Origin of the sequence: Mesorhizobium sp. CA14, from assembly GCF_020165195.1 — a bacterium.
Lineage (GTDB): Bacteria > Pseudomonadota > Alphaproteobacteria > Rhizobiales > Rhizobiaceae > Mesorhizobium.
Map to the genome: position 1 here is coordinate 254641 of NZ_JAIUHR010000001.1, position 25375 is coordinate 280015.

Here is a 25375-nt window from a genome sequence, read left to right on the forward strand (position 1 = left end):
CCAAAAAGCGATGCACATCCTCGCCACCACATCCGCTTCGCTCGACGATCTCGCCGAGCCGATCGACCTCAGGCAGACGCCTGCGGATGTCGTGGCCCTGTCCTTCACCGACAGCGATCTCGCCGGCCTGGCCACCGCCTGGAAGGCGGATGCGGCGCGGCTGCCCTCGATGCGGCTTGCGGCGCTCCGCGACCTTCGCCACCCGATGTCGGTGGACCTGTGGATCGACAGCGTCGCCCGCCACGCCCGGGTCATCCTCGTCCGCGTCCTCGGCGGCTATGACTGGTGGCGCTATGGCTGTGACCAGCTCGCGGCGGTGGCGCGCGAACGCGGTATCAAGCTGGCGTTGCTGCCCGGCGAAAGCCATGACGAGGACCTGCGGCTGATCGAAGGCTCGACCCTGCCGCGCGCCGAGCTCGACGCCCTGCTCGGCTATTTCCGCGAAGGCGGCCCGGCCAATATGGGCGCGCTGGTGCAAAGGCTGGCAAGGCTTGCCGGGTCGGATGCGGCCGTGACCGAGTCGGTGAGCGTGCCGAAGGCGGGGTATTATCAGCCGGGAGTTGGTGTCGTCGAGAAGCCGAACCTTTTTAAGGTCGGCGTTCCTTCGCACCCCCCTCTGTCCTGCCGGACATCTCCCCCTCAAGGGGGGAGATCAGCCGTCACCGGCTCCGGCGCCTCTTCTGCTAGCTCAACAATAGAACACTTTGCAGCCTCCGCGATTGGCGAAACCATCGACGGCAGCTCAATCTCCCCCCTTGCGGGGGAGATGTCCGGCAGGACAGAGGGGGGTGTGACGGAACTCGACGCTGGCAACCTCAGCACTCCGATCATCCCCATCCTCTTCTACCGCTCGATGCTGCTTGCTGCCGACGTGGCACCGATCGACGTGTTGGCCGACGCACTACGCTTGCAGGGCATGACACCCGTACCGATCTTCGTCTCCAGCCTCAAAGATCCGGCATCGCTGGCCTTCGTCGAGAATGCCATCGCAATATTGAATCCCGCCGCCATCGTCACCGCCACGGCCTTTGCAAGCGGCGCGGAACCTGGCGCCGAGACCCTGTTCGACCGCGCCGGCGTGCCCGTCTTCCAGGTCATCGTCGCCACGACGAGGCGCGAGGTCTGGGAAAAGAACCAGCGCGGCCTGGCGCCCGCCGACCTTGCCATGCATGTCGTGCTGCCCGAGCTCGACGGCCGCATCCTGGCCGGAGCGATCTCCTTCAAGGGTGAGGTCGAGACCGATCCAGCGCTGGCCTTCCGAGCCTTCGCCAACCGGCCCGAGCCGGACCGCGTCGCGCAGGTGGCCAAGCGGATCGCTGCGTTCATCCGCCTGCAGCGGACGGAGCGGGCAAAGCGCAAGCTGGCGATCCTGATCCCGGACTATCCGAGCGCGCCAGGGCGAACTGGTTACGCCGTTGGGCTTGATGTGCCCTCCAGTGTGCTTGCGATGTTGCATGACCTGAAGGAACAGGGCTATGCGGTTGAGGGGATTCGGCAATCGCCGCGCGAACTGCTCGATGCGCTGGAGGTGGGTGGGCACGGGTTAACTCTAGAAGACTACTTGCGCTCGTCCACGGAACTGCCGGGAGACGCGCGTGATGCAGTCAGGGCTGCCTGGGGCAGCGCGGAAGACCAGATAGGTCTGCGCGAGGCCCCCCTCTCTGTCCTGCCGGACATCTCCCCCTCTAGGGGGGAGATTATTCCTTCACCTCGGCTTTCGCCAATTTCCGGCCTAGCAAGGGGAAAGCCGGCGCCCCAACCGCCAATCTCCCCCCTAGAGGGGGAGATGTCCGGCAGGACAGAGGGGGGCGCGACAGAACGCCTGCCTTCGCGGCTAGCGGGCGAAACAACCTTCCCCTTCCGCGCCGCGACCTTCGGCAACATCACCGTGGCGCTCGCCCCCGACCGCGGCCGTTCCGCCGACCGCCGAGCCGACTATCACGACCCGACGCTGCCCCCGCGCCATGAGCTGATCGCTTTCGGCCTGTGGCTGCAGAAATCGCTCGGCGTGAATGCCGTTGTCCATGTCGGCGCGCATGGCACGCTCGAATGGCTGCCGGGCAAGACGGTGGCCCTCTCCGAAACCTGCTTCCCCGAGATCGTCACCGGATCGCTGCCCGTCATCTATCCCTTCATCGTCTCCAATCCGGGCGAGGCGGCGCAGGCCAAACGCCGCATTTCGGCGGTCACCCTCGGCCATCTGCCGCCGCCGCTGACCGGCGCCGGCCTGGACGAGGCGCAACAGAAACTCGAGCGGTTGGTCGACGAATATGCTCAGGCCGACGGCCTCGACCGCCGCCGCCGTGACCAGCTTGCAAAGCTGATCGTCGAGACCGCGCAGAAGACTGGCCTCGCTTCTGAAGCGGGCGTGGCCAAGGCCGATCAACCCGACGAGGCGCTGCGCCGCATCGACGCGTGGCTTTGCGATCTCAAGGATTTCGCCGTCAAGGACGGGCTGCACGTCTATGGCCGCGCGCCGGAACACGAAACCGATCCGCTGCGCCGGCAAAGCGCGGAGGATGAACGGACAGCCCTCCTCGCCGCGCTCGACGGCCATCACATCAAGCCCGGGCCGGCTGGCGCGCCAGCGCGCGGCCGCTCCGACGTGCTGCCCACCGGCCGCAACCTCTTCACCTCCGATCCGCGAACCATGCCGACACCGACCGCCTATGACCTCGGCCAGGCAGCGGCGGAGGAAGTCGTGCGCAGCTATATGCAGAGCCATGGCGACTGGCCGCGCTCGCTGGTCATCGACCTTTGGGGCTCGGCCTCTTTGCGCACCGGCGGCGAGGAGATCGCGCAAGGCCTGGCGCTGATGGGCTGCCGGCCGCAATGGGATGGCGCCACCGGTCGCGTCACCGGCATCGAGGTGCTGCCGCCGGCTTCGCTCGGCCGCCCGCGCGTCGATGTCACCTGGCGCATTTCCGGCCTGTTCCGCGACATGTTCCCCACCCAGATCGCGCTGATTGACGCCGCCGCCAACGCGGTCGCCGGCCGCGACGAAGACGACGCGGAAAACCCCCTCGCCGCGGCGACCCGTGCGGAAGGCAAGATCGGCCCGCGCATTTTCGGCACCTCGCCCGGCACCTATGGCGCTGGCGTCGAGGACTTGCTGTCGCGCGGCGAGTGGGGCGCGCGCGAGCAGATCGGCCGCGCCTATCTCGAGGCCACCTCGCACGCCTATGGCGGCGCCGACGGCGAGGCGATTTCGGCGCCCGGCGCTTTCGAAGGGCGGATCGCCGAAGCCGATCTTCTCGTCCACACCGGCGACGACCCGGGCCGCGACATCCTCGAAGGCTCGGCCGACGTCGCCTTCATCGGCGGCTTTTCGGCCGCCCTTGCCGCGCTCGGCAGGAATGCCGACGTCATCGTGCTCGACACGACCGATCCGAAAAAGCCGAAGCCGCGCTCGGTCGGCGAAGCGGTATCGCGCGTGGTTCGCGCCCGCGCCGTCAACCGGCGCTTCATCGCCGGCCAGATGCGCCACGGCCCGCGCGGTGCCTCCGAATTCGCCGAAACGGTCGACCGCCTGGTCGGCTTCGCCGAAACCACCCATGCCATTTCGGGCGCGCTGATCGAAGCCGTCCACGACGCCTATGTCGGCGACCCGGACGTGCGCGCCTTCCTGCTGCGCGAGAACCCGGCGGCTGCCAAGGTGATCGCCGAACGGTTCCTCGCCGCGCGTCGGCGCGGCCTCTGGCATCCGCTCAGGAATTCCATCGACGACGACCTCGCGGCCTTGATCGCCGAGGCCCAGGCAAGCGAGGTGGCGGCATGAACGCAATCTCGCGCCGTGGCGCCTGCCCCGCTCTAAGCGCCCCGATGCAGACCGGCGACGGGCTGCTGGTGCGGCTCAACCCGGTCGCAGGAGGACTCGCGCCCAAGTCGCTCATCGGACTCGGCGAATCCGCCCTGCGCCACGGCAACGGCATCATGGAGGTGACCGCGCGCGGCAGCCTGCAGATCCGTGGTTTGACGGCCGAAAGCGCCCGGTTGCTGGCGGACGAAGTGGATGGGCTGGGCATCGCGGTGCGGATCGGCATGCCGGTCGAAACCGGACCGCTGGCGGGAATCGATCCGGAAGAGATCGCCGATCCGCGCCCACTGGCGGAGCGGATCAGGGCAGCGATTGAAGAAGCCGGGCTGGCGCCGAGGCTGGGACCGAAGGTGTCGGTGGTCGTCGACGGCGGCGGGCAGCTTACGATGGATGCAGTGACGGCCGATGTGCGGCTGAAGGCGGTGCGGACTGGCACTAGCGTCCAGTGGAGCGTATCGATTGCCGGCGACACACTGAGTGCAAAGCCACTCGCGACAGTCGATGAAGATGCCGCCCGCGACATTGTCGTCGCGGCTCTCAGGATGGTCGCTGAAAAAGGGCGCGAGGCGCATACGCGCGATTTGTCGGAGCGGCAGTTGGCCTCTCTCGCAGGTTGGCACTCTGTCGCCCCCCTCTCTGTCCTGCCGGACATCTCCCCCTCAAGGGGGGAGATTGGCAGCTTCGACGCCGGCTCCCCATTTTCAACATTGCAGATTAGCGAAACCATCGGCGAGAGCGTAATCTCCCCCCTTGAGGGGGAGATGTCCGGCAGGACAGAGGGGGGGGCCTCGCGCAAACCTATCGGCCTTTTCCCCTTAGCCGGCGAAACTTTCGCCCTCGGCATCACCCTGCCCTACGGCAGCATGCCGGCGCAAAACGTCATCGACCTCGCCGCGCAAGCCGCAAGCCTCGGCGCCACCGAAATCCGCTTTGCCCCAGGTCGCGCCTTGCTCTTCCTCGGCCTCTCCACCTCTTCCTCGCTCAAAGCCTCCGCGGCCGCGCTCGGCTTCGTCACCGACCCCGCCGACCCGCGCACCCGCATCGCTGCCTGCCCCGGCACACCGGCTTGCGCGTCCGGCCGCATCGCCACCCGCGCCATCGCCGAAACCATCGCAAAAGAAAGCGCGGACCTTCTCGACGCCTCGCTGACCCTGCACATCTCCGGCTGCGCCAAGGGCTGCGCGCATCCCGGCACCGCCGCGCTCACCCTGGTGGGCGACGAAAACGGAGCCGGACTTGTCGTGGACGGGACGGCAAAGGCCCTTCCTGCCGCGTACAGGCCGGGCTATGACGCCGCGCGCGGGGTCGCCGGCATCTTTGCCGCGATCCGCGACGCACGACATCAGGGCGAAAACGCCGCCGCCTGCCTGGCGAGGCTCGGCGCGGCCGGCATCGCCGAACTCTATCGACGGAACCAGTGAATGGCCGCCTACGACTATATCCATGACGGAATGGCGATCTACGAACGCTCTTTCGCCATCATCCGCGCCGAGGCGGACCTGTCGCGCTTCTCCGAGGCCGAGGCCGATGTCGCGATCCGCATGATCCATGCCTGCGGCCAGGTCGAAGCCGCCAGCCATTTCGTCTTCTCGAACGATTTCGTTGCCGCCGCCCGGACCGCGCTTGCCGCGGGCGCGCCGATCTTCTGCGATGCCGAGATGGTCGCGCACGGCGTCACCCGCGCCCGGCTGCCGGCCGGCAATGAGGTGATCTGCACGCTGCGCGACCCGCGCACCCACGACATCGCCAGGCAAATCGGCAACACCCGCTCGGCCGCGGCCATCGACCTCTGGGGCGAGCGGATGGCCGGCTCGGTTGTCGCCATCGGCAACGCGCCGACCGCGCTTTTCTATCTGCTTGAGAAGCTGCGCGACGGCGCGCCGAAGCCGGCCGCGATCATCGGCATGCCAGTCGGCTTCGTCGGCGCTGCCGAATCCAAGGATGCGCTGGCCGAAAATTCCTATGGCGTGCCCTATGCCATCGTGCGGGGCAGGCTGGGCGGCAGCGCCATGACCGCTGCCGCGCTCAATTCCTTGGCGAGGCCCGGCCTGTGAACGCGATCATGAAAGGCCGTCTGGTCGGCGTCGGCACCGGCCCTGGCGATCCGGAGCTTCTGACGCTGAAGGCAGCGCGTGCGCTGGCCGAGGCCGACGTCGTCGCCTATTTCGCCAAGCGCGGCAACAACAGCAATGCGCGTGCCATCGTCGAGGCGCGCTTCCGACCGGACATGATCGAGCTGCCGCTGCTTTATCCGGTGACGACGGAAATCGACAAGAATGACGACGACTACCGCTCGCAGATCACCGATTTCTATGAGCAATCGGCCGAACAGGTAGCCGAGCATCTCGGCGCCGGCAGGCTGGTGGCGGTGCTGTCGGAGGGCGATCCGCTCTTCTACGGCTCTTACATGCATTTGCATGTGCGCCTGGCGCACCGCTTCCCGACCGAGGTCATCCCCGGCATCACCGCCATGTCCGGCTGCTGGTCGGCAACCGGCCTGCCGATCGTCCAGGGCGACGACGTGCTGAGTGTGCTGCCCGGCACGATGAGCGAATTCGAGCTGACACGCCGCCTCGCCGACACCGACGCCGCCGTCATCATGAAGGTCGGCCGCAATCTGCCAAAAATCCGCCGCGCGCTGGAAGCGACCGGCAAGCTGGCGAAAGCCGTCTATGTCGAGCGCGGCACCATGCCCGGCAGCGTCTCGATGCGGCTCGCCGAGAAGCCGGACGACAAGGCGCCCTATTTCGCCATCGTGCTGGTTGCCGGCTGGTCGGCTCGCCCGGGGGCCAAGGCATGAGCGGCCGTCTTACCGTCATCGGTCTCGGACCCGGCAATGCCGACCAGGTCACGCCGCAGGCTGCCAATGCCGTCGCCGAGGCTTCCTTCTTCTATGGCTACAAACCCTATCTCGACCGGCTGGAGCTGAGGCCGGACCAGACCCGCATCGCTTCCGACAACCGCGAGGAGCTCGCCCGCTCGAACGAGGCGCTGGCCAAGGCAGCCGAGGGCCACAACGTCGCCGTCATTTCCGGCGGCGATCCCGGCGTCTTCGCCATGGCCGGGGCCGTGTGCGAGGCGATCGAAGCCGGCCCTGAAGAATGGCGTGCCATCGACATCTCGGTTGTCCCGGGTGTGACTGCGATGCTTGCCGTTGCCGCCCGCATCGGCGCGCCGCTCGGCCATGATTTCTGCGCCATCTCGCTCTCCGACAATTTGAAGCCTTGGGACCTGATCGAGCTGCGCCTGCTAGCAGCGGCCGGAGCCGGCTTCGTCATCGCGCTCTATAACCCGATCAGCAAGGCCCGCCCCTGGCAGCTTGGCCGCGCCTTTGAATGCCTGAAGGCGATCCTGCCCGGCACCACGCCGGTGATCTTCGGCCGCGCCGCCGGCCGGCCCGACGAGCATATCGAAGTCTCTCTGCTGGCGGATGCCGACGCGGCAAAGGCCGACATGGCGACCTGCATCATCATCGGTTCGCCCGAAACCCGCATCATCAAGCGCGGCGAAAAACCCGCGCTGGTCTACACGCCGCGTTCGGCAACAGGGTCGAAAAGATGATCGACTTTTGCCGCCAGCGCATCGACGGTTTCGGCCGAAGGAACATCCGGCAAAGGCGGTCGGCGGATCATGACCACTTCGATGCCGAGCGCTCGCGCAGCGGCGATCTTGCCATAGGTCGCCTCGCCGCCGCTGTTCTTCGAAACGACGGCATCGATGCTGTATCTCTCGAGCAACGCCCTTTCGTCCGCTTCCGGAAACGGTCCGCGCGCCAAAAGGTAAAGCGCATCGGGCATGGCGAGCTTCGGCTCGATCGGATCGACGCTGCGGATCAGGTAGCGGTGCCGCGGAGCGGCCTCGAAGGCGTCGGCTTCCTGACGGCCGATCGCGAGGAAAACACGGCGCGGCGCCTCGCCAAGCGCCTTCGCCGCCTCAGTGGCGCTGTCGACCAGCGTCCAGCGATCACCGGCCACGGGCTCCCATCCAGGACGCCGCAGCGCGAAGATCGGCACGCCGGATTTCGTTGCGGCTTCTGCGGCATTGGCCGAAATACGCGCGGCGTATGGATGCGTGGCGTCGATCAGCAGATCGACGTGTTCCTCGCGAAGATCGGCGGCCAGCCCCTCCGCGCCGCCAAAGCCGCCAACCCGCACCGGCACGCCTTGCGCGACCGGGCTTTCAGTGCGACCGGCCAGCGACAGCGTGACCGACAAATCCGAACGACGGACGAGCTTCCCGGCCAGCTGCCGGGCTTCCGTCGTTCCGCCGAGGATCAGGATACGGTGGGTCATCATGCCTGCTAAGGGTCCGCGCGCCGCCAAGCCCGCCTCAAAGTGGCTCACCATCGTCGGCATCGGCGAGGACGGTGTAGCGGGTCTCGGCGACGAGGCCAAGCAGCGCATTGCGCAGGCGGACGTCGTCTTCGGAGGCAAGCGGCATCTCGGCCTTGTCGCGTCGCTGGCCAAGGGCGAAACCCGCTCATGGCCGGTGCCCTTCGATGCCGAAATGCGCGACGTGCTGGCGCTCAAGAGCAAAGAAATCTGCGTGCTCGCGTCCGGCGACCCGTTTTTCCATGGTGTCGGCGTCACGCTGGCCCGCAAGTTCAAGCCGGAGCAAATGCTGGTCCTGCCGGCGCCCTCGTCTCTGTCGCTGGCCGCCTCCCGCCTCGGCTGGGCCTTGCAGGAAGTGGAGACCATCTCACTGCACGGCCATTCGATCGACCTGATCCGGCCGCTGCTCCATCCCGGCGCACGCATCCTGGCGCTCACCTCCGACGCCGACGCGCCGGCCGCTATCGCTGCATTGCTCGACGAGCTCGGTTTCGGCCCTTCGCGGTTGACGGTCCTGGAAGCGCTCGGCGGCCCCCATGAGACTCGTCGCACCGTTCGAGCCGATGCCTTCGACCTCAAAAACATCAACCCGCTCAACGTGCTGGCGCTCGAAATTGAATCGACGCCGGACGCGCGCATCCTGCCGCTGACCGTCGGCCTTGCCGACCACCTGTTCGAGCATGACGGCCAGATCACCAAGCGCGAGATCCGCGCCATCACGCTGTCGGCGCTCGCGCCCCGGCGCGGCGAATTGCTGTGGGACATCGGCGCGGGCTCGGGCTCGATCGGCATTGAATGGATGCTGTCTCACCCTTCGCTGCGCGCCATTGCCATCGAGGCCAATAGCGAGCGCGCCGTCCGCATCCACCGCAACGCCGCGCATTGCGGCGTGCCCGGGCTCGTCGTGATCGAGGGCGCCGCGCCGAAGGCGCTGGCAAAATTGGAGACGCCCGATGCCATCTTTATCGGTGGCGGCGGCAGCGATGCCGGCGTGCTGGAGAAGGCGATCAAGGCGCTCCGTCCCGGCGGCCGGCTGGTCGCCAATGCGGTGACGCTGGAGATGGAGGCGCTGCTGCTCGACCAGTATAACAGGCGCGGCGGCGACCTGACCCGCATCGCCTTGTCGCGCGCGGCGCCTGTCGGCTCGATGCAGGCATGGCGACCGGCCATGCCGGTCACGCAGTGGAGCTGGGTCAAGCCATGATGGTCGCGGGCATCGGCAGCCGCAAAGGCGTGAGCGTCGAACAAGTGCTGGCGGCGATCGAGACCGCGCTTGAAGCGCATGGCCTGACCCTAACGGCATTGTCCGCCTTGGCGACAACCGAATTCAAACGCAACGAAGAAGCCATTTTTGCCGCCGGTCGTAGGCTCAGCCTCCCGGTGATAGTGGTGGATGCCGCTGGCTCCGAACCACCGCTCCCCCTCACCCAGCCTCCGCTTCGCTCGGCTGACCTCTCCCCGAGGGGAGAGGAGGCTACCAGCGCTGGCGCCAGTCTCTTCTCCCCACCGGGGAGAAGGTGGCCCGAAGGGGCGGATGAGGGGGCCGCCTCACGCAACCTCTCGCAAGAACTCGCCGGCACGCCGTCGGTTTCGGAGGCGTCGGCGCTCGCGGTCGCCGGGGCCGGTGCACGGCTGCTCGGGCCCCGCACGGTGCTCGGCCCGGTCACCTGCGCCATCGCCATCAGCGGAGGTGCCGCATGACGGTCCATTTCATCGGCGCCGGTCCAGGCGCGGCCGATCTCATCACGCTGCGCGGCGCCCGGCTGCTGGCCAGTTGCCCGGTTTGCCTCTATGCCGGCTCGATCGTCGCGCCCGAACTGCTCGAACATTGCGCGCCCGGCACCAAGCTGATCGACACCGCGCCCATGTCGCTCGACGAGATCGAGGCCGAATATGTCGTCGCGCATAAGGCCGGGCACGACGTCTCCCGCCTACATTCCGGCGATCTCTCGGTTTGGAGCGCGGTGGCCGAGCAGATCAGACGGCTGGAAAAGCACGGCATCCCCTACACATTGACACCTGGCGTCCCCTCCTTCGCGGCGGCGGCGGCCGCGCTCCGCCGCGAGCTCACCATTCCCGAACTCGCGCAAAGCCTGGTGCTGACCCGCGTCTCCGGCCGCGCCTCGAAAATGCCGCCGGGCGAGACGCTGGCCGGCTTCGGCCGCACCGGCGCCACTCTTGCCATTCATCTCGCCATCCATGCCATCGACCGCATCGTCGCGGATCTGACCCCGCTCTACGGCGCCGAATGTCCGGTCGCGGTCGTCTTCCGCGCCTCCTGGCCGGACGAGCGCATCCTGACCGGCACGCTGGGCACCATCGAAGCACAGTTGGCGGAAAACCCGATGGAACGCACAGCGATCATCTTCGTCGGCAGCGCGCTCGCAGCGCAGGATTTCGGCGAAAGTTCATTGTACGACGCCCACTACCAGCGGCGTTTTCGCGGACGGGACGGATTGTGAACGGCAGCGCCAATACGAACGGACGGGCAAATGTGGAGCAGGCGCTGGCGCGGCTGAACTTTAAGCCGCGGGAGCTTAAGCCCGGCCATGTCTGGCTGGCCGGCGCCGGCCCTGGCGACCCCGGCTGCCTGACCCTGGAAGTGCTGGCCGCGCTCGGGCAGTGCGATGCGCTGGTCTATGACGCGCTGGTCTCGCCCGACGTCGTGGCTGTCGCTCAAGGTGCAGAGCTTTTCTACGCCGGAAAACGCGGCGGCCGGCCCTCGATGAAGCAGAACGACATCAACGCCCTCCTGGTGCGTCTGGCGCGCGAGGGCCGCCGTGTCGTGCGCCTGAAGGGCGGCGACCCGTATATTTTCGGCCGGGGCGGCGAAGAAGCTCTGGCGCTCGCAGGCGAAGAAATTCCGTTCCGGGTGCTCTCCGGCCTCACCTCCGGCCTCAGCGCGCTGGCTGCCACCGGCATTCCCGCCACCATGCGCGGCATCAACAAGGCGGTCATCCTCGCTACCGGCCACGCCGCCGGCACCGATGACGACATCGACTGGATGGCGATCGCCCGCACCGGACAGCCGGTCGTCGTCTATATGGGCATGGCCAATTTGCCGGTGATCGCGGCAAAGCTGCTCGAGGGCGGCCTCGCGCCATCGACCCCGGCTGCCGTGATCGTCGCGGCGACTACCCCGCAGGAGCGCGTCGTCGTCGCCACGCTCGCCACCATCGCTGAGGAGGCCGCGACCGCCGGGCTCGCATCGCCGGCGCTGATCGTGGTCGGCGGCATCGTCGCCATGCGCGCGGCACTGACGGGCGGCGCATGACGGCGCGCGCAATCATCATCGGAGCGCCGCGCTCGGGCTCGGGCAAGACCAGCGTCACCATCGGCCTGCTGCGCGCGCTTGCGCGGCGCGGCCTGAAAGTGCGCGGCGCAAAGTCCGGACCGGACTATATCGACCCGGGCTTCCACGCCGCCGCGACCGGACTCTCGGGCGTCAATCTCGACAGCTGGGCGATGTCGCCTTCCCTGCTCAACGCGCTGGCCAGCCAGGCCGCGGACGACGCCGAATACATCATCCTTGAAAGCGCGATGGGCCTGTTCGATGGCATCCCCGCGCCCCAAGGCCGCTCCGGCTCGGCTGCCGATCTCGCGCGGCTCTATGGCCTTCCGGTGCTCCTGGTGCTCGACGTTTCCGGCCAGTCGACCACGGCGGCGGCGGTGGCCAGGGGTTTCGCGACCTACGATCCGAATGTCCGCATGGCCGGCGTCGTGCTCAACCGGCTCGGCAGCGAACGCCATCGCCGCCTGTCCGGCGACGCCATCGAGGCGATCGGCCTGCCCGTGGTCGGCGCCATTCTGCGCGATCCGACGCTCAACCTGCCGGAACGGCATCTCGGCCTTGTCCAGGCCGGCGAGTACGAGAACCTGATGGCGCATCTCGACCGGCTGGCCGACATGGTCGAGAAATCGCTCGACATCGAGGCGATCCTGGCGCTGGCGACCCCGCTGGAGCCGGCGGCCGGCGACTTCGGTGACGCGCTGCAACCGCCTGGACAGCGCATCGCGCTGGCCGAAGACGCCGCCTTCACCTTCCTTTATCCGCATGTCGCCACGCATTGGCGCAAGGCCAGCGCCGAGATCGTGCCCTTCTCGCCGCTTGCCGACGAGGCGCCTTCGCGGGACTGCGATGTCTGCTGGCTGCCCGGCGGTTATCCCGAACTGCATGCCGGCAAGCTCGCGGCCGCGACGAACTTCCAGACCGGAATGGCGCGCTTTGCGGCGACGAAGCCGGTTCACGGCGAGTGCGGCGGCTTCATGGTGCTGGGCGAGGTGCTGGAAGACGCGGAGGGGGGGCGCCACAAGATGCTCGGCCTGCTTGGCCATTCGACCAGCTTTGCCAAACGCAAGATGAATCTCGGCTACCGCGAGGCGCGGCTGCGTGCCGCATGCCCGTTGGGACCGGAGGGCACGTTGATCCGCGGTCACGAGTTCCACTACGCGCAGATGCTTGCCGCCGGCAATGACGAGCCCTTGGCCGACCTTGCCGATGGCCAGGGCAATCCGCTCGGCGCCTCCGGCTACCGGCGCGGCCATGTCAGCGGCACCTTCTTCCATGCCATTGCGAGGAGCGCATGAGCGGCCCTTCCGCACCCCGGCAAGTGCTTGACGATATCGGCCTCAGCCTCGTCTTTTTCACCCGGCTGAGATTGCCTTCGAGCGATTTCGGCGGCCGCAGCCTGGCGGATGCGATCTGGGCGGCGCCCTTCGCCGGTCTTGCGGTGGCGATCATCGGCGCGCTGGTCTATGCCATCGCCGCCGTCTTCGGCCTCGCCACAGCGCCGGCCGCGGCGCTCACGCTCGCCGCGACGATGCTCGCTACCGGCTGCCTGCACGAGGACGGGCTTTCCGATATCGCCGATGGCTTTTGGGGCGGCAGGACGCGCGACAGGAAACTGGAGATTATGCGCGACAGCCGCATCGGCGCCTATGGTGCGGCAGCGCTTGGGCTGTCGCTGCTCATCCGCTGGAGCGCTCTTTCCGAACTCGCCGGTCCAGGCCACGTGTTCCTGGCCCTGCTTGCCGCGCATGCAGGCTCGCGCGGCCTGTTCGGCGCCTTCATGCATCTTCTGCCGCCGGCCCGCAGCGATGGCCTGTCGGCGGGCGCAGGCACCGTCACCACCGAGACGGCCGTCATAGGTGCTGCGCTTGGTGCCGTGGCGCTGCTGGCGCTCGGCCTCGGCGGCGCGGTCGCGGCGCTGATCCTGCTCGGCCTGGTCTTCACGGCGTTCCGCGCACTTTGCCTCAGCCAGATCGGCGGCCAGACCGGCGATACGATCGGCGCGCTGCAGCAGCTTGGCGAGATCGCGGTGCTGCTCGTCGCATCCGTTTGCCTTTCCTGATTCTCTTTCGGAGACCTTGCCCCCATGAGCTTCAAATCCCTCGAAGACCTTCGCGCCGCCTGCCTCGATCTTCCGGCCGGCAGCGACGCCGCCGCCAGCGCCGTCGCCCGCCGCCAGGACACGCTGACCAAGCCGCAAGGCAGCCTCGGCCGGTTGGAAACGATCGCCGCCTGGCTCGGCCGCTGGCAGGGCCGCGACATGCCGAAGCTCGACCATGTGAAGGTCTTGGTCTTTGCCGGCAATCACGGCGTCACCGCCCAGGGCGTCTCGGCCTATCCCTCCGAGGTCACCGTACAGATGGTGGCGAACTTCGCCGGCGGCGGCGCGGCCATCAACCAGCTGGCCCGCATCGCCGGGGCAAAGCTGGATGTCATCCCGCTCGACCTCGACCATCCGACCGGCGATTTCACGATAGTGCCGGCGATGGACGAGCAAGCGTTCCTCGCCGCTGTCTCGGTTGGCTACGACGCCGTGACCAAGGATCTCGACCTCGTCTGCTTCGGCGAGATGGGCATCGGCAACACCACACCGGCCGCGGCCATCTCCACCGCCCTCTTTGGCGGCGGCGCGGAGAAATGGACCGGGCGCGGCACCGGCGTCGACGATGCAGGCATGAAGCGCAAGGTCTTGGCCATCGAGGCGGGCCTCAAGCGCCACACCGATTCGCTGTCGGACCCATTGAGGATCGCCGCTGCCCTTGGCGGGCGCGAGCTCGCGGCCATCTTCGGCGCCACGCTTGCCGCGCGCAAGAACAACGTGCCGGTGCTGCTCGACGGCTTCGTCTGCACCGCTGCCGCAGCACCTCTGGCGAGATTGCATCCGGCCGGCCTCGCTCACACCATCGCCGCCCATGTCTCGGCCGAAGCCGGCCACCGCCGCCTGCTCGAGGCGCTCGGCCTGCCGCCGCTGCTCGATCTCGGCATGCGGCTTGGCGAAGGCTCCGGCGCCTGCCTTGCCGTCAACATCGTTCGTTCGGCGCTGGAATGTCATGCCAGGATGGCGAGCTTCGCCGAGGCTGGTGTTTCGGAAAAATAACGATCCGTCGAAATTTCAACACTGTTGAAACATCGAAATAACGTCATCTTGATTATTCCGTGAGACGAAGATGTCTCACGGGAGATCGATCGATGTATTTGAAACATCTAATATCCGCTGCGATTCTTGTTTCCGCGGCTTCGCCGGCCGCGTCTCAGGACCAATATGTTCGCCCGCTTCGTCCCGGCGAAGACGGGTCGGCCAGGATCCAATCCTCGATCTCCATGACCTTTGCGGTCAAGGATGACAACGACGCTGCCGCGCAGCAGCAGGTCGCGCTTCGTTCTTTCTACAAGGTCGCGGCGGGCAGCTGCGCCTTGGTGCTCGAGACCGTCGCCGATACATGCGAGATTGTCGGCATGAGCACCAATCTCAACGCCAGGGACCGCAACATCGGCGGTTACGGCGGATCGCAGCTCACGGTGAGCGGTCAGATCACGATGAAGGTCAAGTTCAAGGCGAGCCTCGGCAAGACGGCGCCGTAAGCGCCGCTGCAGCCGACTTCATGTTTTCATGAGAAGATTTGGTGGGTGTGCACAGGATCGAACTGTGGACCCGCTGATTAAGAGTCAGCTGCTCTACCAACTGAGCTACACACCCACACCGCCGGGAAAACCAGCGTCGGCGGCGCATATAGCCGCCGCTTTCGGTCATGTCCAGCCCTGCCGGATCATTTCCCGACAAATCGCTGAATTGCCGCACCCGTCAGATAAAAAGCTTGCCCTCCGCCACCTTGATCGCATGGCCGCCAATGCGCGCGGAGGCCAGTTTTCCAGCTTCGACATTGAGCTCGAGTCGGATGCGCGAGGGCCGGCCCATTTCCAGCCCCTGCTCGATCCAGAGTTGCGAGATGCCGTCGGTCGGGGCGTCGAAATGCATGATGGCGCCGGCAAAGGCGGCTGCGGCCGAACCGGTCGCGGGATCTTCATAGGACGGGGTGCCGGGCACGATCATGCGCACGTGGAATGCGCTGTCGTGATGCACCGTCTCGCGGCAATAGACATAGGGGCTGGCGAAGGCCCATTCGCTCTTGCGGGGTGCCAATTCCGACCATACTTGGTTGTCGAGCCTGATCTTGGCCGCCTCCTCCAGCCCGGCAACCGGAATCGTCACATAGGGCACGCCGGCCGACCAGAAGGCGACGCGGTGATTCTCGAAGCCGATCTCGTGCGGGGCAAGGCCGAGCGCCGCGCCGATCGCTTCCGGGTCGGCCTTGAGCTCCAGCGGTTCAGGCAGTTTCGCTAGGTCGAACTCGGCGAAGGTCGAGCCGTCATGCTTGCTCACCGCGCAACGCACCGGTCCGATATTCTCCTCCAGCACGAAAATGCCGGCGGCCTCCCCGGCGAGTTCGGCCAGCGCGATCGCCGAGCCGACCGTCGGATGCCCCGCGAAAGGCATTTCATAGTCGGGCGTGAAGATGCGGATGCGGTTGCGGTGCTTTGGATTGTCGGCAGGCAACACGAACACCGTCTCGGACAGATTGAATTCGCGCGCCACCGCCTGCATGCCGGCAGTGTCGAGCCCATCGCTGTCCAGCACCACCGCAAGCGGATTTCCGGCCAGTCTTTCGGTGGTAAACACATCGTAAAGCAAGTAATTGCGCGCCATGGAGAAAACCTTTCGCCTCGCCCCGAATTTCTGCCTCAATCCAAACATGAGGGAAATTTAATTTGAAATTCGAACCTTAAGGCCTGATTTGTGGACGGATAGGGACATCCATTTTCAGCATAGGGGTCCGGCGTGGACCAGCTTGTCAATCCGCCAAACGCGGAATCCGGTACTTCCATAGAGGCAGCGCTCGGGCTCGACCGCAAGGGCGTAAGCCGCAAGCGTCGTCGCTTCTGGCTCTACGCGCTGCTGACGATAGCGGTCATCGCCGCCGGCATTGCGTTCTATCGATCGTATGCCGCAGCACCTCCCAGAATCGAATACACCACGGTGCCCGCGGCGATCGCCGACCTCACCGTCGCGGTATCGGCCACCGGCACGCTGCAGCCGCTGACCCAGGTCGATATCTCCAGCGAGCTTTCCGGCATCGTCCGCTCGGTCGAGGTCAATGAAAACCAGCAGGTCAAGAAGGGCGACGTGCTGGCGAGGCTCGATACCGCCAAGCTGGAGGTCCAGATCGAGCGGGCCACCGCCTCCGCCAAGGCGGCGGCAGCAAGCGTCGAGAACGCCAAGGTCACCCTGCAGGAGAACGAGAACGCGGTTGTGCGCGCAAGCGCGCTGACTAGGCGCGGCATGGCGACGGACCAGTCGCTCGAAGCGGCGACGGCGACGCGCGACCGCTCGAAGGCGGCGCTCGACAGCGCCGAAGCCAATCTCGCCATCGCCCAGGCCGATCTCAAGGCGCAGCAGACCGATCTCGCCAAGAGCACCATCTATGCGCCGATCGACGGCATCGTGCTGACGCGCTCGGTCGATCCTGGCCAAACGGTCGCGTCCTCGCTGCAGGCGCCGGTGCTCTTCGTCATCGCCGCCGACCTGAGGAACATGGAATTGCAGGCCGCCGTCGACGAGGCCGACATCGGTGCGGTGAAGCCCGGCCAGCACGCCCGCTTCACCGTCGATGCTTTCCCGGACCGCCCCTTCGACGCCGAGATCCGCGACATCTCCTACGCCTCGGTCACCACCGACGGCGTCGTCACCTACAAAGCGCGGCTCGAGGTCGACAATGGCGAGCTGCTCTTGCGGCCCGGCATGACGGCGACGGTCTCGGTCGTCACCCGGCAGGCCAAGGGCGTGCTTACAGTCCCGTCGACCGCCTTCCGCTACCGCCCGATGCTACAGACCGCCCGCGGCTGGAGCCTGCGCGACCTCTTCACCGGCCGAATGGGCCGCCCCAACCGGCAAGCCGAGGCAACGAAGGCGCCGACCGACGGCTCGCGCACGCTCTATGTGCTGGAGAACGGCCGGCCGCATCCGGTCAACGTCAGGATCGGCTCGACCGACGGCGAGTTGACCGAGATCACATCCGGCCTCGATGAGGGCGCTGAGGTCATCACCGGCGCGCAGCAGCGGAGCTGACGACGTGTCGGCTCCCCTGCTCATCACCTTCGACAAGGTCTGGAAAAGCTATGGCGAGGGCGAGGCCCGCGTGCATGCGCTGGCCGGCGTCGATCTCGCCATCCGGCGCGGCGAATTCGTCGCCATTATGGGTCCCTCGGGCTCGGGCAAATCGACGGCGATGAACATCATCGGCTGCCTCGACACGCCGACGGCCGGAACCTACTCTTTCATGGGCATCGACGCGGGCCGCCTCGACCGCAACCGCCGCGCGCTTTTGCGCAACCTCTATGTCGGCTTCGTCTTCCAAGGCTACAATCTCCTGCCGCGCACCACCGCGGCCGAAAATGTCGAGTTGCCGCTGATCTATCGCGGCGTCGCCGCGCGCGAGCGCCGCGATCTCGCCATGCAGGCGCTGGCCGAGGTCGGGCTTGTCGGGCGCGAGCACCACACGCCGGCCGAGCTTTCGGGCGGCCAGCAGCAGCGCGTCGCGATCGCCCGCGCCATCGTCACCAGGCCGACGCTGCTCGTCGCCGACGAACCGACCGGCAACCTCGACACCGCGCGTACGCATGAAATCATGGAGTTGATGACCAGGCTCAACGCCGAGCTCGGGCTCTCCATCGTCATGGTCACGCATGAAGCCGATGTCGCGGGCTATGCCGGCCGCACCATCCGCTTCCTCGACGGCCATGTCGCCTCCGACACTTTGAAAGCGGAGGAAGCGGCATGATCTGGGAGACCGTCCGCCTCTCGCTGCGCTCGATCCGCCGCAACGTATTGCGCTCCTTCCTGACATTGCTTGGCATTGTCATCGGCGTCGCCGCCGTCATCGCCATGCTCACCATCGGCTCCGGCACGACAGAGAAGGTCAAGGCCGATATCTCCAAGCTCGGCAGCAACCTGCTCGTCGTCCGCGCCGGCCGGCCGGCGGGACCCGGCGGACCGGGAGGGCTCGACCAGGCGGTGCGGCCGCTGGCCGAAAAGGATGTCGCCGCGCTCGTTGCGCATCTGAGCGGCGCCCGCGCGATTTCGCCTGCCTCGCAAAAACAGGTCCGGGTCATCTTCGGCACCGAAAGCCTGACCTCTGGCGTCACCGGCACCGACAGCGCCTATCTCGACGCCCGCGACTGGAAGCTGGTGTCAGGTCGCCCGTTCAGCGATTCCGAAACGCGCGCCGGCGCGGGTGTGTGCCTGATCGGCGAAACCGTGCGCCAGCAATTCTTCGGCGCCGGCGATCCGGAGGGCGAGATCATCCGCGTCAGCCGCACCTCCTGCAAGATCATCGGCCTGCTCGAGCCCAAGGGCTATACCGGCTTCGGCCAGGACCAGGACAATGTCGTGCTGATGCCGCTGCACGCCTATCAGCGTCGCATCGCCGGCAACCGCGACATCGACAACATCTATATCGCCGCCGACGACCGCACCCCGACCTCCGAGTTGCAGCCGCGCGTCGAGGACATTTTGCGCGACACGCGCCGCATCACGCCCGACCGCGATCCCGATTTCGCCATCCGCGACATGACCCAGATCGCCGATGCGATGACCAGCGCCACCACCACAATGACCGGCATGCTGGGCGCGGTCGCCGGCGTCAGCCTGCTGGTCGGCGGCATCGGCATCATGAACATCATGCTGGTCTCGGTCACCGAGCGCACGCGCGAGATCGGCATCAGGTTGGCCATCGGCGCACACGAAAAACACATCCTCATCCAGTTCCTGGTCGAGGCGACGGTGCTGTCGCTCTTCGGCGGCATCATCGGCATCCTGATCGGCCTGTCGCTGGCCGGCCTCGCCTCGATGGCGCTAACGATACCCTTCGCGCCAAGCCCCGCCGTCATCCTGCTCGCCGTCGGCTTCTCGGCGCTGATCGGCATGGTGTTCGGCTTCTTCCCGGCGCTGCGCGGCGCAAGGCTCGACCCGATCGACGCGCTGCGGCACGAATAATCAGAGGCAGCGTTCTGCGCCTGTGCGCCGATCTTGCGGTGACGCAGCGCGGAGAGAGCGGCTGGGTGCTGCTAACGACCGCCGCCGAAATGCCACTCGACCAGCGGCTTCATGTGCGGCATCAAGCCATCGGGCAGATCGCCGGCGTGGCGGATGATCACCGGCCCTTCGATCTCCGGCTCGGTCTCGGCCGCGACGAAGGCCGTGATACGCCGCGCCAGCTCGTCGGCCGGTTCGGCCACGCGGTAGCGGCGGAAGATCACCGTGCCGCTTGCCGTCGACAGCGCGTGATAGCGCTGTCCGCGTTCGGCCATCGAAAGGTCGAGCCCGGTCTCCTCCCCCACCTCGCGGATCATGTTGAAGTCGACATCGACCAGCCCGTCACGGAAATCGATCGGCTCGAACGAGCCGGCGGCGAAATAGACGTGGCCGGCATTGACCGTATGCGGACCCATGCGGATCGCCACCAGCGCATTGTCGCCGGCGACGAGCATGGCATGCGCATAGGCGTGCTCGGCGCCGGAATTCTCGCGCCGCCTTCGCCACAGCATGAAAGTCGAATAATTGACCGCATGGCAGCGGCCGACGAGGCGGCCGTCGCGGTAGGCAAGCTCGGAAAGCAGCACCACCGCGCCGTCGAACAATGCCGGATTGGCGGCGGTCTCCTGCCGCCAGTTCTCGGCGATGGCTGCCGCATTGCTGCGCGCGAAGGGATGCGGGCCGGGATCGAGGCGGACCTCGACCGCATCGACCGGCAGGATGACATTGCGTGGCAGATCGAAACTCAAGAGGGTCACGCCATGTCGAGAGTGATCGCAACCGGGCAATGGTCCGATGCTTTCGGCCTGTCCCAACCGACGCGCGGGAAACGCTCGACCTCCTGCCCGGGCGGGAAGATGGTGCGCCAGGGCTGGCCGTTGCGAATGATGTCGGGAACGGCGGTGGCATTCTTCGCGGCCAGCGCCTTCGACAGCAGGATATAATCGAGCTGGCAAAGATGCCGCTCCTCCGGGCCGCGCGTGTGGTAGAAGCTCCAGCGATCCATCTCCGGCCGCCGCTTGACGACATTCTCGCAAAAGCCGCCGGCGGTAAGCACATCGATCGAGGACCGGGTTTCGTCGACAACCTCGAAACGGTAGCCGTCGATGGCGTCGCCTTCGATCTTCACGCGCTGCAAGTAGTCGTTGAGGTCGCCGCAGATCGCCCAGCGCTTGTCGGCGGCGTGGTCCTTGCCGAAACGCTCCTCGATGATGCGGCGCACCGCCTGCGCCTCGGCGATGCGCAGCGGCATCGACGCCTCGCGGCCATCCAGCCCGTTGCGCGGCGGGCCCATGGATTTGAAATGCACGAGATAGAGCGTCAGCGGCGCGCCGCCGACGCTCAGGTCGATCTCCACGCAATCGCGGCGAAAGATACGTTGATTGGCAAGATAGCCGAACGTAGCGAGTTCCGGCGTGAACAGCCCGAACTCCTCGAAGGTGACATAGGCGTGGCTGGTCATGCGCACGAATTCGATCGGCTGCCCTTGCGCAGTTTCGTTGCGCATCATCACGGCGACATCGATGCCGCGCGTGTCGTTACCGGCGGTGGTGTATTTCTGCCGGTAGCCCTGCCCGACCATCTTGAACAGATAGCCATATTCGAAGGCCTTCAGCGCCTCGATATTGTCGACCTCCTGCATGCAGATGATATCGGCGCGGGTGGCCGCGATGGCGAGCGCCGTCAGCTGGCGGGTGTCGTCGGATTGGGCGATCGTACGGGCCTGTTCGAGGATGCGGTATTCGGCCTCGCTCTGGATGTCGAACAGGGCCAGCGTGCGGTCTTCATTGAGTTGGTTGCGATAGCCCGAGAAATCGAACCTGTTCATCAGGTTCTCGACATTGAAGGTGGCGAGGCGCAGTGACATGGCCGTGACCTTTGCCCGCAAGCGCGAGCGAAAACAAGAGCCAGGCCGATGCTCGTTATGGTTGATGGAACCTTTCTGTTCATCCTCCGTTCAGACGGAAAGTTCCAACAATAGGCCTCTTCCCGGGGTGTGCTGGGCGTGGGGCCTTTACTCCTTGGAGAGTGAAATGAAACCGCTTTTCTCTTCCCTTCGATCCGGGCTCCTGGCCCTGGGTTTCGTTGCCGGCGTGACGGCACCGTCGATGGCCGGCCCGATCTTGCAACCCGATCTGTCGACCGCAACGGCCACGGCGGCAACCATTATACCCATCCGCGACAGCTGGGCCGGCGGCAACGACCGGGGGGGGATGTATGATTGGCGCTGGCGGCGCGGTGGCGACTGGCGGGGCCGGGATTTCAGATGGCGCGGCGACGACTTCCGCTCCCGTCATTTCTCCCGCAACTGGGATGGCGGCGACTGGCGCTGGCGGCATCATCGCCACCATCGGGGTTTCGATAGTGGCGACGCCGCCCTTCTGGGGCTGGGGCTAGGCCTTGGCCTGGGTAGCCTCGCCTACAACAACTACTACGATCCGTACTATTACGACCCTTACCCGCGCTATGTTCAGCCGCGGCGCATCTACCGGACCGAGCGGCTTTCCAGGGCCCATGTCCAATGGTGCTACGACCGCTACCGGTCCTATCGGGCCTGGGACAATACGTTCCAGCCCAACTACGGCCCGCGCCGGCAGTGCATCTCGCCCTATATCTGAGCCCGTCGGCAGGACGGATGAGACGGCGCCCATCGCGGGCGCCGTCTTATTTTGCCGCGACCTGTGCCCGCCATTGGCCGATAACCCTAAATTCATCGGCGGCGGCTATTCGTCCACGCCGATGTCTCCCAATATGACGATTCGCGCGAACGGGTTGCGAGACGTGCTCGCCATGGCCGAAAACGAACACAGAAACCAACACAGGCAACGCGTGCTCAAAGGCGCGGCGATCCTGACCGGCATCAACAATTCCGAGGTCAGATGCACGGTGCGCAACATGCATGCGAACGGCGCAGAGCTGAAAGTGCCGATCGATGCGCGCGTGCCCGACGAATTCCTGCTCTATGTGCCGGTCGACGGCATCGGCTACAAGGCGGTGGTGCGCTGGCGCCGCGAGGATCGCATCGGCGTCGAGTTCACCGGCACCGAGCCCAAGCCACATTGGCACTACGGCTAAATCCCGGACCCGACCAGCTTGCTTGGCAAAGAAAGGCCGGCGGATCGCTCCGCCGGCCTATGGGATGCAACGGTGAAATCGAAGATCAGTTCTTCGCCTTGTCGACCAGCTTGTTCTTGGCGATCCACGGCATCATGGCGCGCAGCTTCGCGCCGACTTCCTCGATCTGGTGGCTGTCGTTATTGCGGCGGATGCCCTTGAAGCGCGACAGGCCGGCCCGATATTCCTGCATCCATTCCGAGGTGAACTTGCCGGTCTGGATGTCCTTCAGGATGCGCTTCATCTCGGCTTTGGTGTCGGCGGTGATGATGCGCGGACCCGAGACATATTCGCCCCATTCGGCGGTGTTCGAGATCGAGTAGTTCATGTTGGCGATGCCGCCTTCATAGATCAGGTCGACGATCAGCTTCACCTCGTGCAGGCATTCGAAATAGGCCATCTCCGGCGCGTAGCCGGCTTCCACCAGCGTCTCGAAGCCGGCGCGGATCAGTTCGACCAGGCCGCCGCACAGCACAACCTGCTCGCCGAACAGATCGGTCTCGCACTCCTCGCGGAAGTTGGTCTCGATGATGCCCGAACGGCCGCCGCCGACGCCGCAGGCATAGGAAAGCGCGAGGTCGAGCGCATTGCCCGAAGCGTCCTGATTAACGGCGACCAGGCACGGCACGCCGCCGCCCTTCTGGTATTCGCCGCGCACCGTGTGGCCCGGGCCCTTCGGCGCGATCATGATGACGTCGACCGAGGCCTTCGGCTCGATCAGGCCGAAATGCACGTTGAGGCCGTGCGCGAAGGCGATCGCCGCGCCGTCGCGGATGTTCGGCGCGATCTCGTTTTTGTAGATGTCGGCCTGCAATTCGTCGGGCGTCGCCATCATCATCAGGTCGGCCCATTTGGCGGCGTCCGCCACGCTCATCACCTTGAGCCCGTCGGCCTCGACCTTCTTGGCGGTCGCCGAACCGGCCTTGAGACCGATGGCGATCTCCTTGACGCCGGAATCCTTGAGGTTGAGCGCATGCGCCCGGCCCTGGCTGCCATAGCCGATGATGGCGACCTTCTTGCCCTTGATCAGATTGAGATCGGCGTCACGATCGTAATAGACACGCATTTTCGTCTTCCTTCCCTTTTGAAGATCAGAGGCCTTACGGCCGGTTGTTTGCTCCGAAGAGAGCGAGAAACTGCTGCGTCGCGCGGCGGGCATCGCCGCCGATCGTCGCCTCAGTCAATTCCACGCGGTCGCCGAGCAGCAGACGGATCTGCACGTCGCGACCGACCAGGCCGAAAAAGGTCCGGAACGCCGTCTCGGCGTCCTCGAAATCGAGCAGTTCTGCCTGCCGGCCGGCTTCCAGCACCGGCTTCAGCCGCCTGGCAAGCGCGAAGCGGCCATTCTGCAGCACGATGGCGCCGAGGTCATCTTTCCCGGAGCCGGCATGGCCGACCGCCACACGGTTGAGCGCGATCGACGTATCGCTGGAGATCACCTTGAGCCAGTCGGAGGCGAAGCGTTCGAGGCTTGCCGTCAACGACGCAAGGTCGAGACCCTTGCGATCGACCGGTGTCACACGCACCTTCGAGGCCTGCCACTGCACCGTCGCCGTCAGCAGTCCGTCGCGGTCGCCGAACCATTTGTAGAGCGTTTCCTTGGAACAGCTGGCCCGCCGCGCCACCGCGGTCATGGTGAGGTTGTCGCCCTCCTCGACCAGCAGGCGAAGCGCCGCATCCAGAACCGCCTGCTGGCGCTCGGTGAGCGTCTCGCTTTTGTCGATGTCGGCGCCTGCCTGCAGCACGTTCTGTCCTGTTTTTCCGGTCGCGCACGGGCGTACCGTACGTTACGGTTCGGCTTATTGCGCATTCCGGTTTCCGATGCAAGGGCTATGGTGCGAAAAATGATCGGCGGAAACAGCGAAAGGCTCGCCAGCTACTCGCTGACCGGCGGATCGCGCAGCCGCCCGAGCAACGCACCAAGCATCTCTAGCTCTTTGGCCGAAAGCCTGTCGCCCATCAGTTCCGCGATGGAAGCGCCATAGATCGCCCAGATGCGGCGGCGCATCTCCCGGCCGCCTGCCGTGATGCGAACGGTCTGCCCGCGGCCGTCATCCGAAACGGGCAGCTTCTCGACCAGGCCGTCCACTTCCAGCCGGGCCAGCAGCCGTGAGACGCTATACTGCGCCAACAAGACGCGATCGATCAGCTCGAACGGCCTTAATCCTCCCTCGCCCGCCTCTGCAAGCTCATGCAGCACGTCGTACCAGGCGAGCGGCGGCAGGCCGCTGGCTTTGAGCGCGTCCTCGGTCCTTTCGACCAGTTGGCGCGAGACGCGCACGAGGCGCGCCCAGGCGGCGATGGCTTCGGGTGATGGCGATTTCTTCGTCATCGGCGCAGCCTAGAGGATAGATGCAATTGCATCAAGCTTGACGATCGATGCAAATGCATCCATATAGATGCAATTGCATCGACAGGGAGTTCTCCGATGAAACATGAAATCTGCAAGATCGCCGATATCCCACTGACCGGCAGCTTGATCGCGCCCTTCTTCGGCCGCGAGGTCCATGTCTGGCGCAGCGGCGAGCGCATCCGCGCCGCGGCCAATGTCTGCCTGCATTTCGGCGGACCGTTGGACTGCAAGGACGGCTCACTTGTCTGCCAATGGCATGGCGCGAAGTTCGACATGGATAACGGCGAGCGTCTCGAAGGGCCGGCGCCGAAGGGTTCCCGACTGATGTTCCTGTCGACCGGCGTCGAAGACGGCGCGCTCAACTATGTCTGGGGCGAGTGAG

Annotated in this window: 26 protein-coding genes and 1 tRNA gene; 19 read left to right on the plus strand and 8 right to left on the minus strand. The window is 66.2% G+C overall.

The features are described 5' to 3' along the window. The first annotated feature begins 10 nt into the window (after window positions 1-10). From LB565_RS01215 to LB565_RS01235, 5 genes are read left to right on the plus strand one after another with little or no spacing between them, the layout of a single operon-like run. On the plus strand, window positions 11-3778 hold the full coding sequence (locus LB565_RS01215) for a cobaltochelatase subunit CobN (protein WP_224581370.1): 3768 nt from the start codon (window positions 11-13) through the stop codon (window positions 3776-3778). Beyond that, a complete protein-coding gene (gene cobG, locus LB565_RS01220; protein WP_224581371.1) occupies window positions 3775-5238 on the plus strand; it encodes a precorrin-3B synthase in 1464 nt (487 codons plus the stop codon). The genes LB565_RS01215 and cobG overlap by 4 nt, the downstream gene beginning before the upstream one ends. Next, window positions 5239-5871 carry a precorrin-8X methylmutase gene (locus LB565_RS01225; protein ID WP_224581372.1) on the plus strand — a complete coding sequence of 211 codons (633 nt, stop codon included), beginning with the start codon at window positions 5239-5241 and terminating at the stop codon, window positions 5869-5871. It begins immediately after the preceding gene. A gap of 8 nt (window positions 5872-5879) precedes the next feature. Next, complete coding sequence (locus LB565_RS01230) at window positions 5880-6617, plus strand: precorrin-2 C(20)-methyltransferase (protein ID WP_263488302.1); 738 nt, start codon at window positions 5880-5882, stop codon at window positions 6615-6617. Then, a complete protein-coding gene (locus tag LB565_RS01235) occupies window positions 6614-7378 on the plus strand; it encodes a precorrin-3B C(17)-methyltransferase (protein WP_224581374.1) in 765 nt (254 codons plus the stop codon). Before LB565_RS01230 ends, LB565_RS01235 begins: the two co-directional genes overlap by 4 nt. On the opposite strand, the gene LB565_RS01240 is transcribed toward LB565_RS01235, so the two are convergent. Next, window positions 7342-8109, minus strand: a complete 768-nt coding sequence (locus LB565_RS01240) for a cobalt-precorrin-6A reductase (protein WP_224581375.1) — start codon at window positions 8107-8109, stop codon at window positions 7342-7344. The genes LB565_RS01235 and LB565_RS01240 overlap by 37 nt on opposite strands. A 1-nt stretch (window position 8110) precedes the next feature. On the opposite strand from LB565_RS01240, the gene cbiE reads away from it, so the two are divergent. The 8 genes from cbiE to LB565_RS01280 all read left to right on the plus strand — a co-directional run bounded on the left by cbiE (window position 8111) and on the right by LB565_RS01280 (window position 15019). After that, window positions 8111-9352 carry a precorrin-6y C5,15-methyltransferase (decarboxylating) subunit CbiE gene (gene cbiE / locus LB565_RS01245; protein ID WP_224581376.1) on the plus strand — a complete coding sequence of 414 codons (1242 nt, stop codon included), beginning with the start codon at window positions 8111-8113 and terminating at the stop codon, window positions 9350-9352. Then, entirely contained in the window at window positions 9349-9849 is a 501-nt protein-coding gene (locus LB565_RS01250) for a cobalamin biosynthesis protein (RefSeq protein ID WP_224581377.1), read from the plus strand. Before cbiE ends, LB565_RS01250 begins: the two co-directional genes overlap by 4 nt. Further along, on the plus strand, window positions 9846-10610 hold the full coding sequence (cobM, locus tag LB565_RS01255) for a precorrin-4 C(11)-methyltransferase (RefSeq protein ID WP_224581378.1): 765 nt from the start codon (window positions 9846-9848) through the stop codon (window positions 10608-10610). The genes LB565_RS01250 and cobM overlap by 4 nt, the downstream gene beginning before the upstream one ends. Further along, window positions 10607-11422, plus strand: coding sequence for a uroporphyrinogen-III C-methyltransferase (gene cobA, locus LB565_RS01260; RefSeq protein ID WP_224581379.1), 816 nt, complete (start codon window positions 10607-10609; stop codon window positions 11420-11422). Before cobM ends, cobA begins: the two co-directional genes overlap by 4 nt. Beyond that, the gene (locus LB565_RS01265) at window positions 11419-12735 is read left to right on the plus strand and encodes a cobyrinate a,c-diamide synthase (RefSeq protein WP_224581380.1); all 1317 of its coding nucleotides are present in this window, start codon (window positions 11419-11421) and stop codon (window positions 12733-12735) included. The genes cobA and LB565_RS01265 overlap by 4 nt, the downstream gene beginning before the upstream one ends. After that, window positions 12732-13499 carry an adenosylcobinamide-GDP ribazoletransferase gene (locus LB565_RS01270; RefSeq protein ID WP_224581381.1) on the plus strand — a complete coding sequence of 256 codons (768 nt, stop codon included), beginning with the start codon at window positions 12732-12734 and terminating at the stop codon, window positions 13497-13499. Before LB565_RS01265 ends, LB565_RS01270 begins: the two co-directional genes overlap by 4 nt. 24 nt (window positions 13500-13523) lie before the next feature. Beyond that, window positions 13524-14534, plus strand: coding sequence for a nicotinate-nucleotide--dimethylbenzimidazole phosphoribosyltransferase (cobT, locus tag LB565_RS01275; protein WP_224581382.1), 1011 nt, complete (start codon window positions 13524-13526; stop codon window positions 14532-14534). A 224-nt stretch (window positions 14535-14758) separates the two neighbouring features. After that, entirely contained in the window at window positions 14759-15019 is a 261-nt protein-coding gene (locus LB565_RS01280) for a hypothetical protein (RefSeq protein WP_224581383.1), read from the plus strand. A 39-nt stretch (window positions 15020-15058) separates the two neighbouring features. Here LB565_RS01280 and LB565_RS01285 read toward each other — a convergent pair. Further along, window positions 15059-15134: transfer RNA gene (locus LB565_RS01285), tRNA-Lys, on the minus strand. A gap of 105 nt (window positions 15135-15239) precedes the next feature. After that, on the minus strand, window positions 15240-16142 hold the full coding sequence (locus tag LB565_RS01290) for a PhzF family phenazine biosynthesis protein (protein WP_224581384.1): 903 nt from the start codon (window positions 16140-16142) through the stop codon (window positions 15240-15242). Window positions 16143-16274: 132 nt separating this feature from the next. Here LB565_RS01290 and LB565_RS01295 point away from each other — a divergent pair, with 132 nt between their 5' ends. From LB565_RS01295 to LB565_RS01305, 3 genes are read left to right on the plus strand one after another with little or no spacing between them, the layout of a single operon-like run. Continuing rightward, complete coding sequence (locus LB565_RS01295; protein WP_224581385.1) at window positions 16275-17561, plus strand: efflux RND transporter periplasmic adaptor subunit; 1287 nt, start codon at window positions 16275-16277, stop codon at window positions 17559-17561. 4 nt (window positions 17562-17565) lie between these two features. Next, a complete protein-coding gene (locus tag LB565_RS01300; RefSeq protein ID WP_224581386.1) occupies window positions 17566-18273 on the plus strand; it encodes an ABC transporter ATP-binding protein in 708 nt (235 codons plus the stop codon). Next, window positions 18270-19487 (plus strand): ABC transporter permease, encoded by a 1218-nt coding sequence (locus tag LB565_RS01305; protein ID WP_224581387.1) that lies wholly within the window; start codon window positions 18270-18272, stop codon window positions 19485-19487. The genes LB565_RS01300 and LB565_RS01305 overlap by 4 nt, the downstream gene beginning before the upstream one ends. A 71-nt stretch (window positions 19488-19558) precedes the next feature. Here the strand turns inward: LB565_RS01305 and LB565_RS01310 are convergent, their stop codons facing one another. Both LB565_RS01310 and LB565_RS01315 read right to left on the minus strand, forming a co-directional pair. Beyond that, window positions 19559-20275: a hypothetical protein gene (locus LB565_RS01310; RefSeq protein ID WP_224581388.1), complete on the minus strand. Its 717-nt coding sequence runs from the start codon at window positions 20273-20275 to the stop codon at window positions 19559-19561. Window positions 20276-20280: 5 nt separating this feature from the next. Then, window positions 20281-21393, minus strand: coding sequence for an endonuclease/exonuclease/phosphatase family protein (locus LB565_RS01315; RefSeq protein WP_224581389.1), 1113 nt, complete (start codon window positions 21391-21393; stop codon window positions 20281-20283). 166 nt (window positions 21394-21559) lie between these two features. Here LB565_RS01315 and LB565_RS01320 point away from each other — a divergent pair, with 166 nt between their 5' ends. Then, on the plus strand, window positions 21560-22144 hold the full coding sequence (locus LB565_RS01320; RefSeq protein WP_224581390.1) for a BA14K family protein: 585 nt from the start codon (window positions 21560-21562) through the stop codon (window positions 22142-22144). 172 nt (window positions 22145-22316) lie between these two features. Then, entirely contained in the window at window positions 22317-22601 is a 285-nt protein-coding gene (locus tag LB565_RS01325) for a PilZ domain-containing protein (RefSeq protein ID WP_224516372.1), read from the plus strand. A gap of 85 nt (window positions 22602-22686) precedes the next feature. Here LB565_RS01325 and ilvC read toward each other — a convergent pair whose 3' ends face one another. The 3 genes from ilvC to LB565_RS01340 all read right to left on the minus strand — a co-directional run bounded on the left by ilvC (window position 22687) and on the right by LB565_RS01340 (window position 24972). Next, on the minus strand, window positions 22687-23706 hold the full coding sequence (ilvC, locus tag LB565_RS01330) for a ketol-acid reductoisomerase (protein ID WP_224581391.1): 1020 nt from the start codon (window positions 23704-23706) through the stop codon (window positions 22687-22689). Between the two features lie 34 nt (window positions 23707-23740). After that, window positions 23741-24382, minus strand: coding sequence for a TetR/AcrR family transcriptional regulator (locus tag LB565_RS01335; protein ID WP_263488314.1), 642 nt, complete (start codon window positions 24380-24382; stop codon window positions 23741-23743). Window positions 24383-24516: 134 nt separating this feature from the next. Continuing rightward, entirely contained in the window at window positions 24517-24972 is a 456-nt protein-coding gene (locus LB565_RS01340) for a MarR family winged helix-turn-helix transcriptional regulator (RefSeq protein ID WP_224581393.1), read from the minus strand. A gap of 96 nt (window positions 24973-25068) precedes the next feature. Between LB565_RS01340 and LB565_RS01345 the strand changes: the two genes are divergently transcribed. Beyond that, window positions 25069-25374: a Rieske (2Fe-2S) protein gene (locus LB565_RS01345; RefSeq protein ID WP_224581394.1), complete on the plus strand. Its 306-nt coding sequence runs from the start codon at window positions 25069-25071 to the stop codon at window positions 25372-25374. Window position 25375 lies beyond the last annotated feature (1 nt).